General features: G+C 73.8%; 11 protein-coding genes. 1 reads left to right on the forward strand and 10 read right to left on the reverse strand.

Features of this window, described 5'->3' with window-relative positions; genetic code table 11:
• Positions 1 to 4 precede the first annotated feature (4 nt).
• A complete protein-coding gene (locus BLU55_RS08855) occupies positions 5 to 1,276 on the reverse strand; it encodes a cytochrome P450 (protein ID WP_197681137.1) in 1,272 nt (423 codons plus the stop codon).
• 156 nt (positions 1,277 to 1,432) lie between these two features.
• On the opposite strand from BLU55_RS08855, the gene BLU55_RS08860 reads away from it, so the two are divergent.
• The gene (locus BLU55_RS08860; protein ID WP_091728588.1) at positions 1,433 to 2,329 is read left to right on the forward strand and encodes a TauD/TfdA dioxygenase family protein; all 897 of its coding nucleotides are present in this window, start codon (positions 1,433 to 1,435) and stop codon (positions 2,327 to 2,329) included.
• 385 nt (positions 2,330 to 2,714) lie between these two features.
• Here the strand turns inward: BLU55_RS08860 and BLU55_RS08865 are convergent, their stop codons facing one another.
• The 9 genes from BLU55_RS08865 to BLU55_RS08905 are packed head-to-tail and all read right to left on the reverse strand — an operon-like array spanning position 2,715 to position 13,476.
• Positions 2,715 to 3,593 (reverse strand): sugar phosphate isomerase/epimerase family protein, encoded by an 879-nt coding sequence (locus BLU55_RS08865; RefSeq protein ID WP_091728591.1) that lies wholly within the window; start codon positions 3,591 to 3,593, stop codon positions 2,715 to 2,717.
• A complete protein-coding gene (gene rhaD, locus BLU55_RS08870) occupies positions 3,590 to 5,644 on the reverse strand; it encodes a bifunctional rhamnulose-1-phosphate aldolase/short-chain dehydrogenase (protein ID WP_091728597.1) in 2,055 nt (684 codons plus the stop codon). Before rhaD ends, BLU55_RS08865 begins: the two co-directional genes overlap by 4 nt.
• A gap of 1 nt (position 5,645) precedes the next feature.
• Complete coding sequence (gene rhaI / locus BLU55_RS08875) at positions 5,646 to 6,809, reverse strand: L-rhamnose isomerase (protein ID WP_091728600.1); 1,164 nt, start codon at positions 6,807 to 6,809, stop codon at positions 5,646 to 5,648.
• A gap of 10 nt (positions 6,810 to 6,819) precedes the next feature.
• The gene (locus BLU55_RS08880; protein ID WP_091728603.1) at positions 6,820 to 8,286 is read right to left on the reverse strand and encodes an FGGY-family carbohydrate kinase; all 1,467 of its coding nucleotides are present in this window, start codon (positions 8,284 to 8,286) and stop codon (positions 6,820 to 6,822) included.
• Positions 8,283 to 8,987 (reverse strand): HAD family hydrolase, encoded by a 705-nt coding sequence (locus tag BLU55_RS08885; protein WP_197681138.1) that lies wholly within the window; start codon positions 8,985 to 8,987, stop codon positions 8,283 to 8,285. Before BLU55_RS08885 ends, BLU55_RS08880 begins: the two co-directional genes overlap by 4 nt.
• 1 nt (position 8,988) lies before the next feature.
• Positions 8,989 to 9,774 (reverse strand): class II aldolase/adducin family protein, encoded by a 786-nt coding sequence (locus tag BLU55_RS08890; RefSeq protein WP_091728607.1) that lies wholly within the window; start codon positions 9,772 to 9,774, stop codon positions 8,989 to 8,991.
• On the reverse strand, positions 9,771 to 10,889 hold the full coding sequence (locus BLU55_RS08895) for an ABC transporter permease (RefSeq protein ID WP_091728610.1): 1,119 nt from the start codon (positions 10,887 to 10,889) through the stop codon (positions 9,771 to 9,773). Before BLU55_RS08895 ends, BLU55_RS08890 begins: the two co-directional genes overlap by 4 nt.
• Positions 10,886 to 11,911: an ABC transporter permease gene (locus BLU55_RS08900; RefSeq protein WP_091728613.1), complete on the reverse strand. Its 1,026-nt coding sequence runs from the start codon at positions 11,909 to 11,911 to the stop codon at positions 10,886 to 10,888. Before BLU55_RS08900 ends, BLU55_RS08895 begins: the two co-directional genes overlap by 4 nt.
• Entirely contained in the window at positions 11,908 to 13,476 is a 1,569-nt protein-coding gene (locus BLU55_RS08905) for a sugar ABC transporter ATP-binding protein (RefSeq protein ID WP_197681139.1), read from the reverse strand. Before BLU55_RS08905 ends, BLU55_RS08900 begins: the two co-directional genes overlap by 4 nt.
• Positions 13,477 to 13,530 lie beyond the last annotated feature (54 nt).

Consider the following 13,530-nt stretch of genomic DNA (forward strand, 5'->3'; position numbering starts at 1 on the left):
CCGGTCAGCCGAGGGTGACGGGCACCGAGTCGACGCCGTAGACGATCGACAGCGCGCGGTAGTCGAGCTCGCTCGCGGGCACCGCGAGGGCCAGGTCGGGGAAGCGCCGGGCGAGCGCGGGGAAGGCCACGTTGAGCTCCATCCGGGCCAGCTCGGCGCCCACGCAGCGGTGGAAGCCGTAGCCGAAGGCCAGGTGTGACGTCGAGGCCGACCCCAGGTCGAGGTCGTCGCCCCGCCCGACGTGGGGGTCGCGGTTGGCCGCCGGGAGCGAGCACAGCACGACCGAGCCGGGGCGGATGGTCTTGCCGCCCACCTCGACCCGCTCCTTGACGAAGCGCGGGAAGGCGACCTGCACGACCGAGAGCAGCCGCAGCAGCTCGTCGACCAGCGGCCCCGGCAGCGCGGGGTCCTCCCCCAGCCGGTCCCACAGGTCGCGGCGCTCGAGCAGGTGCGCGGTGCCGAGGGCCAGCATCGAGGCGCTCGTCTCGAGGCCGCCGGTGAAGACGCCGTCGGCCAGCCCGCCGAGCTCGAAGTCGGAGATCTCGTCGCCGTGCTCGCGGATCAGCTGGCCGATCAGGCCCGGGCCGGGCTCGTGGCGCTGCCGGGCGGCCTCGGCCAGCAGGAACTCGCGCGACCCGCCGATCGCGCCGAAGGTGCCGGGGCCTCCCCCGGTGACGTCGAAGCGGGCCGTGGCCAGGCTGCGGAAGGTCTCGCGCTTCTCGTCGGGCAGGCCGAGCAGCTCGCAGATGACGAGGAACGGCACCGGGAAGGCGAAGGTCGGCACCAGGTCGGCCACGCCGTCGGGCCCGACCCCGGCCGCGAGCTCGTCGAGCTGGCGCTCGACCACCTGCTCGATGATCGGGCGCATCCGCTGCAGGCGGCGCAGCGTGAACTCCGGGGTCAGCAGCCGCCGCAACCGGGTGTGGTCGGGCGGGTCGGTGAAGCCCAGTCCCCCGATGTCGCCGTCCGTGCGCGAGCCGCTGCGGCCCAGGTAGGGCCGGATGTCGGTGGAGTACGACGTGGCGTCGCCCAGGACGGCGCGCGACTCGGCGTCGCCGGTCACCAGCCAGACCTCGAGGCCCAGCACCGTGACCAGGCGCTGCACCGGGTCGGCGTTGCGCGTGGCCTGCAGGCGGGCGCTCGGGGCGGTGCCCTCGCGCTGCAGCGGCCAGGAGAGCGACTCGGGGACCTTGTCCAGGCGGGTGAGGTCGATGCCGCCCGTCCGGGCGACCAGGTGCTGGCGCACCGCGTCGCGGACCGTGGAGACCAGTCGCACCGGACCCTCCTCGTCGTTCGTCGGGTGACCCGAAGTCTAGGGAGGCGCGACCGCGCCCGCGTCGGGACACCCCGTCGTGGACGGGTCACGCCGTCCGGGTCAATGCGTGTATCTTGATCAGATCAGTAGGTTTACCCTCGATTGGAGGTCCTCACCATGACCCAGGCACCCAGCCGCCCGACCCGCACGGCGGCCCCCCTCGTCCTCGACAAGCTCGGTCCTCGCTTCGGCGCCGAGGTGATCGGCCTCGACCTGCGCCACCTCACCGACGAGCAGGTGCACGCCGTGCGCCAGGCCCTCGTCGAGCAGAAGGTGCTCTTCTTCCGCGGCCAGGACCTCACCGACGCCGACCAGGTCGAGTTCGGACGCCGCCTCGGCGACGTCACCGTGGGCCACCCGGTGGTCGGTCAGCGCGACACCGTCGAGCTGCCCGAGATCTTCGACCTCGACAGCGCCGACCCGGAGTTCTCCTTCTCCGACGTGTGGCACACCGACGTCACCTTCATGGAGCGCCCGCCGCTCGGCTCGATCCTGCGCGCGGTCCAGCTCCCGACGTACGGCGGCGACACCAGCTGGGTCGACGCCGAGCAGGCCTACGAGTCGCTCTCGGCCCCCGTGCGCGGCATGGTCGACCAGCTCACCGCGGTGCACGACGGCATGCGCGAGTGGGGTGCCTACCTGCGCCGCCACGGCAACCGCGGCAACACCTGGGACGGCGAGCAGGTCACCGAGCTGGTGCCGGTCGAGCACCCGGTCGTGCGGGTCCACCCCGAGACCGGCCGCAAGGGGCTGTTCGTCAACCCCGGCTTCACCTCGCACGTCGTGGGCGTCTCCGACGCGGAGAGCCGGGCCATCCTCGACCTGCTCTACGCCCACCTGCTCAAGCCGGAGTTCACCGTGCGCCACCGCTGGCAGCTCGGCGACGTCGGCATCTGGGACAACCGCAGCACGCTGCACTACGCCAACCGCGACTACGACGAGATCCGCATCATGCGGCGCATCACCCTCGCCGGCGACGTCCCGGTCGGCCCCGCAGGACCGCGGCACGCCTGAGGGTCCGCGCCCGTTGCCCTTCGAGACGGTCGCCAGGGCGACCCTCCTCAGGGACCGAAAGCTGTCCGTTCCATGGGGGCCGGAGGTTGCTCGCTCCCTGAGGATGGCCGTCAGGCCCGAGCGTCTCGCTCCCTGAGGAGGGCCGTTAGGCCCGAGCGTCTCGCTCCCTGAGGAGGGCCGTCAGGCCCGAGCGTCTCGCTCCCTGAGGAGGGCCGTCAGGCCCGTCTCGAAGGGGGCGACCACCACGACCTGCACCTCGCACCGACACCGGCCGACGGGGCGCCAGGACGGCCGAGCTGTACGTCGCCGTGGCCTCGATGTCGTCGCGCTCGCCCGTCGAGACGGTCGCCGGGGCGGCCTCCTCGGCGCCCGAGGCCCCCTCGCCTCAGTGGCCGAGGTGCTCGGCCAGGAAGCTCCGGGCGCCCCGGGCCAGCTCGGCGCTGTCGGTCCACGGGTCGCGCCAGATGGCGAGGTTCGAGGAGAGCGTCGGGTGCACCACGCGGGAGGAGAACGACTCGAAGGTGATGGTGCCGTCGTAGCCCACCTCGTCGAGGGCGTCGAAGAACTCCCGCCACGGGACGCTGCCCGTGCCGAGCTGCCCGCGGTGGGACTCCCCCACGTGGACGTAGCCCAGGCGGCCCGCCGCCGCCGCGGCCAGCACCGGCTCGCGGAACGACGTCTCCTCGATGTTCATGTGGTACGTGTCCAGGTGCGCCACCACGTTGTCGCGTCCCACGTCCTCGATGAACTGCAGCGTCTGGGCGGTGGTGTTGAGGACGTTGGTCTCGTAGCGGTTGCAGAACTCCAGGCCGATGGTGATCCCGGACGCGGCGGCCTGGTCGGCCAGCAGCGCGATGCTCTCCACCGAGTGGGCCCGGCCACGCTCGGTGACCGGGGCGTCGTACCGCCCGAGCCGGCTGAAGACCACGCCTCCGAGGTAGTCGCCGCCGACGTCGCGCACCAGGTCGGCCGCCTGCGACAGCAGCCGGCGCCCGGCCGCGACCCGCTCGGGGTCCTCGCTCGAGACGTCGGTGTCCTCCCCCAGCCCCAGCGAGACCGCGGCCGCGAGGCCGTGCTCCTCGAGCAGCCGGGCCGTGAGGTCGGTGTCGAAGGCCCACGGGTCGAGGGCCGCGAGCTCGACCAGGTCGAAGCCGGCCTCGGCCGAGGAGGACACGGCGTGCCGCGCCTCCTCGGGCGACCAGGCCCCGACCCACACCAGCGAGTGGATGCCGAGCCGGTGGCGGGGTCCCTGCTCGGCCGTCATCGCAGGAACGCCTGCGGGACGCCCGAGTCGACGGGGACGACCAGGCCGGTGGTGATCGGCAGGGTGCCGTTGGTCAGTGCCAGCGCCGCCGAGGCGATGTGCTCGGGCAGCACCTCGACCTTGAGGACGGTGCGCTGGGCGTAGTACTTGCCCAGGTCCTCCTCGGCCACGCCGTAGGTCTCGGCCCGCGAGGCGCCCCAGCCGCCGGCGAAGATGCCGCTGCCGCGGACCACGCCGTCGGGGTTGATGCCGTTGACGCGCACCCCGATCTCGCCGAGCTCGGCGGCGAGCAGCCGCACCATGTGGGCCTGGGCCGCCTTGGCCGAGGAGTACGCCACGTTGTTGGGCCCGGCGAACACGGCGTTCTTCGAGCAGACGTTGATGATGTCGCCCCCCAGCCGCTGGGCGCGCAGCACCGGCTCGACGACCTTGCTGACCAGGAACGAGCCCCGGGTCATGATCGAGAACTGCAGGTCCCAGTCCTCCAGCGAGGTGTCGGCCAGCGAGCCGGCGCGGGTGATGCCGGCGTTGTTGACGACCAGGTCGACGCCGCCGAAGGCCAGCACCGCCGCGTCCACCCCCGCCTGGACCGCGTCGGGGTCGGTGACGTCGAGCGCCACCCCCACGGCGACGTCGGTGCTGCCGAGGTCGGCCGCCACCGAGGCGCAGCGCTCGGCGTCGAGGTCGGCGACCACGACGTTGGCGCCGTGCTCGGCGAACAGCTGGGCGGTGGCCAGGCCGATCCCCGACGCGCCGCCGGTGACCAGCGCGACCTTGCCGGCGAGCGCCTTCGGCTTGGGCCGCCGCGCCAGCTTGTCCTCCTCCAGCTGCCAGTACTCCACCGCGAACTTGTCGGCCTCCGAGACCGGGGCGTACGTCGAGACGCCCTCGGCGCCGCGCATCACGTGGATGGCGTTGACGTAGAACTCCCCCGCCACCCGGGCGGTCTGCTTGTCGGCCCCGAAGGAGAACATCCCGACCCCGGGGACCAGCACGATCGCCGGGTCGGCCCCGCGCATGGCCGGCGTCGCCGGGCCGGCGTTGCGGTCGTAGTAGGCGGCGTACTCCTCGCGGTAGGCGGCGTGCAGCTCGCCGAGCCGGGCCACGACCTCCTCCACCGGCGCGTCGACGGCGGTGTCGAGCAGCAGCGGGCGCACCTTGGTGCGCAGGAAGTGGTCGGGGCACGAGGTGCCCAGCGAGACGAGGCGCTCCAGCGACTCCCGCGAGCAGAAGTCGAGCACGGCCTCGGAGTCGGTGAAGTGGCCGACCTGGCGGCGGTCGGCCGAGGCCACGGCCCGCAGGTGCGGGAACAGCGCCGCGGCGCGCGCCCGCCGCTCCGCCTCGGGCAGGGCCTCGCGGCCCGGGACCACGGCGCCGAACGGGTCGTCGCGCGACTCGCGCTCCAGGAACGCCGCGGCCTCGCGGATGATGCGCAGCGACCGCTCCTCGACCTCGTCGCTGGACGAGCCCCACGCCGTCAGGCCGTGCCCGCCGAGGACCGCGCCGATGACGTCGGGGTCGGCCGACAGCTCGGCCATCGACCGGCCCAGCTCCCAGCCGGGACGCTGCCACGGCACCCAGGCCACGGCACCGCCCCAGATCTTGGCCACCAGCTCCTCACCGTCGGCGGCGCACGCCAGCGCGATCACGGCGTCGGGGTGCAGGTGGTCCACGTGGGGCAGGTCGACCAGGCCGTGCATCGGGGTGTCGATCGAGGGCGTGGCCCCGCCGTGCCCGAAGGAGCAGTAGGGGAACAGCCCGACCATCTCGTCCTCGTGCTCGACGCCGCGGTAGACCGCGTCGAGCGAGACCAGCCGGTCGCGCTCCAGGACGGCGAGGCCGCCGGCGCGCAGCGTGCCGAGGTCGCCGCCCGAGCCCTTCACGTAGAGCAGCTCGATCTCCTGCCCGGTGGCCGGGCTGGTGGCGCGCACCTTGGCCGAGGTGTTGCCGCCGCCGTAGTTGGTCACGGTCGGGTCCGACCCGAGGCGGTTGGAGCGCGCGAGCAGCTCGCGGACCCCGGTGGGCAGGTCGTCGTGGGTGGTCTCGGTCATGTCAGGCTCCCCATCCCGCGGCGGCGCCGCCGACGCGCTCGGACTCGATGCGTTGCTGGTAGCCGCTGGCGGCGTACGCCGCGAGCGGGTCGGGGTCGATCCCCAGGTCCTCGCGCACCTGTGCCAGGAGCGGTCGCACGTCGGTCGCGTAGGCGTCCATGAGCAGCCCGTTGGCGCGCAGCACGTCACCGGACGCGCGGGCCTCCCGCAGGGCGTCGAGGTCGACGAGCAGCGCCTTGGCCGTCGCCTCCTGGACGTTCATCACCGAGCGGATCTGGGCCGGGATCTTGGCCTCGATGTTGTGGCACTGGTCGAGCATGAAGGCCACGCCGGCGTCCGGGGTGACGGCGTCGGACTGCACCAGCTCGAACATGATCCGGAACAGCCCGAAGGGGTCCGCGGAGCCGACCATGAGATCGTCGTCGGCGTAGAAGCGGCTGTTGAAGTGGAACCCGCCGAGGCGGCCCTCGCGCAGCAGCGTGGTCACGATCATCTCGATGTTGGTGCCGGGCGCGTGGTGACCGGTGTCGACGAGCACCTTGGCCTGCGGTCCGAGGTGCAGGCAGTGCAGCAGCGACGTGCCCCAGTCGGGCAGGTCGGTGTGGTAGAACGCCGGCTCGAAGAACTTGTACTCGACCAGCATGGTCATGTCCTCCGGCATCGCGGCGTACGTCGCGGCGAGGGCCTCGGAGAGCCGGTCCTGGCGCTCGCGGATCGAGTCCTGGCCGGGGTAGTTGGTGCCGTCGGCGAACCACAGCGACAGGTGCTTCGAGCCGACCTGCTGGGTGATCTCGACGCACTCGAGCAGGTGGTCGAGGGCCTTGCGCCGGATGGCGGGGTCGGGGTTGCAGACGCTGCCCAGGCGGTACTCGTCCTCCTGGAAGGTGTTGGGGTTGACCGCCCCGAGGCTGACGCCCTCGTCCTCGGCGTGGGCGCGGAGCTTGCCCCAGTCGTCGACGAGGTCCCACGGCACGTGCAGCGCCACGCTGGGTGCCACGCCGGTGAAGCGGTGGACGGTCGCGGCGTCGGAGACCTTCTCGTAGGCGTCGCGCGGGATGCCCTGCTGGGCGAACACCTTGAAGCGGGTGCCGGAGTTGCCGTAGGCCCAGGAGGGCGTCTCGATGTGCTGTCGCGCGAGCGTCGCGCGGACCTGGTCGGTGTGCATGGGTGCTCCTTCAGGCGGGACGGGGTGCGGGGAGGTCGTGGGGGTCGAGCAGGCCGCGGTGGTCGAGCTCCTCGCGGAGCCGGTGGAAGCCGTCGAGCAGCTGCTCGCGCTCCTCCTCGAGCGGGTCGACGACGTCGTCGGGGTCGGTGGTCGCGGTCCGGGCGACGACGTCGACCAGGGGCTCGCCGGTGGCGCTCGCCAGCGCGACCAGGGCCGCACCGTGGGCGCTGGAGGCGCGTCCGGCGAGCACGCAGGGCACCTCGAGCACGGTGGCACGCAGCCGCGACCACAGCCGGTTGCGCGAGCCGCCGCCGCCCAGGTGGTGCAGGGTCGGCGCGACGCCGTGCTCGCGCAGCACGTCGAGCGCCAGCCGCTCGACGTGCGCCACGCCCTCGAGGAAGGCGCGGTACGCCGCCACCCCCTCGACCGGGCCGCCGAGCACGAAGCCGCGGGCGTCGGGGCGGGCGAAGGGGAACCGCTCCCCCGTGCCGCGCAGCGGGTAGACGACTGCCGACGACGGGCCGGCCAGCGTCGCGGCCCGCTCCAGCTCGGCCAGCGCGCGCGGCGAGGTGCCGCCGAGCTCGTCGCGGACGGGGCCGGCGCCGACGTTGGAGGCGCCGCCGGCCCACCAGGAGCCGTCGGGGGCGTAGTGGCTGTAGAGCGCGCCGCCCACGCCGGTGACCCGGTGGTCGGCGACGGCCTTCAGCACGAGCGTGGTGCCGAGCACGCCCACGCTGTCGCCGGGCGCGACCGCGCCGGCGGCGACCTGGGCCGTGCAGCCGTCGGTCATGCCGGCGACGACCGCGACCTGCTCCCCCAGCCCGGTGGCGGCGGCGGTCGAGGCGCTCAGGTGGCCCAGCACGGTGCCGGGGTGGACGAGGTCGGGCAGCGCGGTCGCCGGGACCCGGAGCGCCTCGAGGGCGCGGGCGTCCCACGTCCGGGCGACGGGGTCGATGCCGGCCTTGAGGGCGTGGGAGGTGTCGGTGGCCACGACCCGTCCGAGCAGCCCGGCGTGGACCACGTCGGGGGTGTGCAGCACCAGCTCGGCGCCGAGCGCCACCAGCAGGCCGGTGCGCGCCATCGGCGAGGTCGGCGTGGCCTCGAGGCCGGCGGCGCGCAGCGCGTCCGCCTCCTCGACCGCCTGGCCGTCGCTGTAGAGCAGCGCCGGCCCGAGCGGCCGCCCGGCGCGGTCGCAGGGCACGAGCGTGCCGGAGGTGCCGGTGACGCTGAGCGCCGTGACGTCGGCGGCGCGCCCGGCCAGGTCGGCCGCGACGGCCGCGAGCAGGCGCAGCACGACCGACAGGTAGGACGGCTGCTGCTCGCGCACCTCGGCGCCCGACGGCGTGGTGCCGGTGACCACCGGCGGCAGGGCGGCGTGGCGCTCGGCCAGGACCGCACCCTCCTCGTCGAGGGCCACCACCCGGACGTCCGCGGTCGCGAGGTCGACGCCGAGGACGACGCCGGTGCCGCTGCTCATGGTCGGGCCGCGGGACTCAGCAGGGCGTCCTCGAGGCCGGCCAGGCCGGGCACGACCAGGTCGGGCTCGGCCAGCTGCTCGGGGGTCGGGTGGTCGGGCGCCTCGCCGCGCAGCACCCAGACGGTGGCCAGGCCCAGCGCCCGGGCGGGCCGGACGTCGGTGTCGAGCCGGTTGCCGACGTGCACGGTCTGCTCCGGGGCGACCCCGGCCTGCTCCAGGGCCCAGCCGAAGAACTCCGGGCTCGGCTTCTCGTGGCCGACCACCGCGGAGATCCCCCACACGTCGACGAGGTCGCCGAGGCCGTCGCGGTGCAGCGCGTCCCACACCGCGCGCTCCTGGTTGGCCACGATCGCCACGGTCAGGCGGCCGTGCACGGCCCGCAGGAAGGGCAGCACGTCGGCGTGCATCGTGCCCTCGGGGTGGACCCAGTGGGCGCGGGTCCGGTCGTGCAGCTCCTGGCGCAGCCCCCGGTCGCCGAGCAGCTCCTCGGCGAGCGCACCGCGCAGCGACCCGCCCTGGGCGGCGCGGACACGGTCGTAGACGGCGCGGAAGTCGGCCCGCTCGACGGGGCCGCGACCCTGCTCCGCGCGGACCTCGTCGAGGGCCGTCAGCACGGCCGCCACGAAGTTCTCGTCGTCGTAGATCGGGCCCCCGACGTCGAGGAACACCGCCCGCAGGTCGGGCCGCAGCAGCGTGGTCACCTCAGAGCCGTCCGGCCGCGAGGTTGCCGCGGCGCTCGGCGACGTCGTCGCGGGCGAAGAACTTCGCCACCGCCTCGTCGCTGAGGGCCCGCAGGCCGCCCACGCTGTAGGCGATCCGGCGCACGGCGGCGGCCTTGACCGCCATCTCGGAGATGCCCTCGATGCCCTCGGGGGTCGGCGCGATCGCCACGATCCCGTGGTTGGCGAGCAGCACCAGCTGCGGGAGCGCGCCCTCGCGGTCGACGTGCTCGAGCAGGCAGCGGTGGTAGACCCGGCCGAGGTCGATCCCGGGCTGGGCGTACGGCACGAACAGCGGCCGACCGATCACCACCGCCTCGTCGGAGTACGCCGCCCGCGCGAACGCCTCCTCCGCGACCGGGCTGGAGAGCAGGCCGACGACCTCGGTGGGGTGGGTGTGCCCGACGTACGCCGCGGGGGCGACCGCCTGGACGGCCACGTGCACCAGCGTCTCGATGGACCCGCGCCGCGGGGCTCCCCCCTCGCCCTCGACGCCGGTCGCGACCAGCGCCCGGGTCAGGTCGGCCTGGGTGGCGGACGGGTCGGTGATCAGCTCGACGAGGGGGTCGACGTCGACGGTGACGAAGTCGTCGGCGGTGACGTCGCGCATCCGGGCGCCGGAGGCCTTGACCACCACGCGACCGTCGTCGAGGCGCTGCGAGGTGTTGCCCTCGGCCAGGATGACCAGGTCGCGGTCGGGCCGGCCGAGCTCGCGGGTGAGCGTCAGCAGCTCCTCGCTGACCAGCTCGGGCAGGTGGAGCGTGGTCATCGGGTGCCTCCGTAGCGTCGGACCGTCCAGGAGTTGAGCAGGGCGGCGAAGACGAGCACCGCACCCAGGGCGAGGAGCTGGAACTGGGTGCCCTGGTTGCCCTCGAAGTAGAGCAGGATCCCGGCGTTGAGCCAGGTCACCAGAAGCGCCGCGAGCACGACGCCCGAGACCCGGCCGATGCCGCCGGTGATGGCGACGCCGCCCAGGACAGCGATGGTGATGGCCGGCAGGGCCAGGCCGTTGCCGCTGGTGCCGGCGTCGGGCCGGGCCGAGGCGAACTGCGCGGTCAGGTAGACCGCGACCAGGCCCGAGAGCGCGCCGGCCGCGACGTACGCCAGCAGCCGGGTGCGGGCCACGTGGACGCCGCTGAAGGTGCCGGCGACGTCGTTGGTGCCGATCGCGAAGAGCCGGCGGCCGTAGGTGAGCCGGTTGACCACGAGCCAGACCACGACCACGGTCGGCAGCAGGAAGGTGAAGACCCCGAGCGGCACGGGCGGCACGACGCCGGACAGGCCGGGGATCTCGACGCTGCGGGTCAGGGAGTACATCGCGGCGATGTCACCGCCGCTGATCGGCTTCTGGTCGTTGATGACCACGGCCAGCGAGGCGTAGGCGTAGTACGTCGCCAGCGTCGCGATCAGCGCCGGGAAGCCGAGGTAGGCCACCAGCACGCCGTTGACCGCGCCGAGGAGCGCGCCCACCACCAGGGCCAGGACGACCGAGGCGAGCAGCGACCAGCCCCACTGGCCGTAGGCGAACCCGAAGACCATCGCGGTGAGCGAGACGATCGAGCCGACCGAGAGGTCGATGCCGCCGCGGCCGCTGACGATGACCACCAGCTCGGCCAGGGCCAGCATCGCCAGCGGCACCAGGTCGATCAGCGCCGAGGCCATGTAGCTGCGGTCGTAGTTGGCGGTGAGGTAGCCCGCCCACGACAGGTAGAGGAAGGTGCCGACGGTGATGACGAGCAGCACCGCGAGCAGCATCTCGCGCTGGGTCAGGACGGCCCTGAGGACCTTGCTGCCGATGCCGGGCGAGCGCTCGGCGGGAGGCGTGGCCGGGGCGTCGCCCCCGGGCTCCGAGGTGGTGGTGGGCACGGGCGAGGTGCTGGTCATGCGGCCCTCCTGGCACGTTCACGGACGAGATCGGCCCCGACGGCGACGATGACGAAGACGCCGACGAACAGGCTCGAGAGCTGGCTCGGCCAGCCCAGCTGGGTGACCCCGGAGGTCACGGTCTGCACGAGCAGCGCGCCCAGCACGGTGCCGAGCACCGACCCCCGGCCGCCGACGATCGAGGTGCCGCCGATGACGACGGCGGCGATGACCGACAGCTCGAGGCCGAACCCGATCGACTGGTCGAGAGTGCTGGTGCCCTTGGCGATGGTGAACACGGCGGCCAGGCCGACGGTGAGGCCGGTGAGGACGTAGGCGAGCGCCGTGCGGCGGCGTACCTTCACGCCGGCGAGGTCGGCCGCGACCGGGTCGCCGCCGATGGCGTAGTAGTGGCGGCCGCCGGGGGTCTGGCGCAGGTACCACCAGGCGATGCCGGCGATGACCAGCATCAGCACGAACGAGTGCGGCACGCCGAGGGTGCGACCGGCGTCGCCGCGGCCGAAGACGTCGAAGGTGCCGGGGATGCCGTTGACGGTGGAGGAGTCGAAGACCTGGCGCCCGATCCACTGGAAGATGTTGAGCGTCCCGAAGGTGATGATGATCGGGTGCACCCGCCCCCAGGCGATCAGCACCCCGTTGACCAGGCCGAGCAGGCCGCCGACCAGCATCGAGACCACGATCGCGGGCAGCAGCGGCAGGTCGGCGTTGACCAGCAGCTTGGCCGTGACCACGCCGCAGACCATCAGCCCGCTGCCGACCGAGACGTCGATGCCGGCCGCGATGATGACGAAGGTCATGCCGACGCCGATGAGCGCGATCGGGGCGACGCCGATGAGCAGCGGCCGGATCGAGCCGCCGGTGAGGAACGCCGGCGTGAAGATCCCCAGCGCCACCCACAGGGCGGCGATGACGACCAGCAGCACGACCTCCTGGCCGGAGACGGCCGGCGCGATGATGCGCTGCCGGCCGCGGCGGCCCCCGGTCGCGGGGCTCGTGGGTGCGGGCTGGGTCCCGGTGCTCATGCGCCGACCTCCTGGCGGGTGTCCTCGGGGTCCTCGGCGCCGGCGGCGGCGGCGAGGACGTCGACCTGGCGCGCGCCCCGGCCGAACTCGCGGGTGGTGGTGCCGCCGCGCACGACGAGCAGGCGGTCGGCGATGCGCAGCGCCTCGGGCAGGTCGGAGGTGACCACCAGCACGGCGGTGCCCTCGTCGGCGAGCTCGGTGACGATGCGGTGGATCTCCTCCTTGGCGCCGACGTCGACGCCCTGGGTGGGCTCGGCCAGGACCAGCACCTCGGGGCGCTGCACGAGCTGGCGGGCCAGCACGACCTTCTGGGCGTTGCCACCCGACATCGCACCGATGCTCTGGCGCTGGCTGGGCGTCTTGATCGCCAGCCGCTGGATCATGTCGTCGGCGACCTGGCGCTCGCGGCGGCGCTGCACCCAGCCCGAGCGCGAGAGCAGCGGCAGGTGGCCCACCGAGATGTTGAAGCTGATCGCCTGGTGGGAGAACATCCCCTCCGCCTTGCGGTTGGCGGGCAGCAGCGCGATGCCCAGCTTCTGGGCGTGGCGCGGGCTGGCCGGTCGCACGGCCCGGCCGTCGACGCGCATCTCGCCGGAGGTGGGGTGGGTGATGCCGTAGACGGCCTGGGCGATCTCGGCGACGCCGGAGCCGACGAGGCCGTAGAGCCCGACGATCTCGCCGGGCCGCACGACGAGGTCGACGTCGTGGAACTCGCCGTCGCGGCCCAGGCCGACCAGCTCGAGGCGCGGCTCCCCCGCGGGCACGGTGCGCGGGGGCGCGCTGTCCTCGAGGACGCCGCCGACCATCAGCTCGGCGATGCGGCGCACGTCGAGCTCCCCGATGGGCCAGGTGCCGATGGTCTCGCCGTCGCGCATCACGGTGACCTCGTCGGCGATCCGGAACAGCTCGTCGAGGCGGTGGCTGATGTAGATGACCGCGACGCCGGACTCGGTCAGCCGGCGCACGACGCCGTAGAGCACCTCGATCTCGGCGTCGGTCAGGATGGCCGAGGGCTCGTCGAGGATGAGCACCCGCGCCTCGCGGGAGAGCGCCTTGGCGATCGAGACCTGCTGCTGCTGGGCGATGCTGAGCTGCCCGACGGGGCGGGTGCTCATGGACGCGGGCAGGCCGAGGAGCTCGAGCAGCTCGACGACCTCGGCGTTCTGCGCCGCCCAGTCGATGCGGGGGCCCTTGCGGCGCTCGCGGCCGAGGTAGATGTTCTCCGCGACCGACAGCTCGGCGAACAGCTGCGGCTCCTGGTAGACGGTGGCGACCCCGAGCGCAAGGGCGTCGCCGGTGCTCGCGATGGAGACGGTCTCGCCGTCGATGGCCAGGGTCCCGGCGTCGGGGGTGACGGCCCCGGCCAGGATCTTGATGAGGGTCGACTTGCCGGCGCCGTTCTCGCCGACGAGGGCGTGGACGGTGCCGGGGCGGACCTCGAAGTCGGCGTTGCGGATGGCCCGGACGGCGCCGTACCGCTTGGCCATGCCGTGCATCGCCAGTCGCAGGGGCGCGTCCGTGGCACCGGGTCCGGTGGCGGTGTCCGTGCGGGGGGTGCTGCTCACGCGGGGCTCCTCGGGCGGCTGGACGGGACGGGTGGGGCGGTGGTGCACCTGGGG

The organism is Nocardioides scoriae (assembly GCF_900104965.1).
Classification (GTDB): domain Bacteria; phylum Actinomycetota; class Actinomycetes; order Propionibacteriales; family Nocardioidaceae; genus Marmoricola; species Marmoricola scoriae.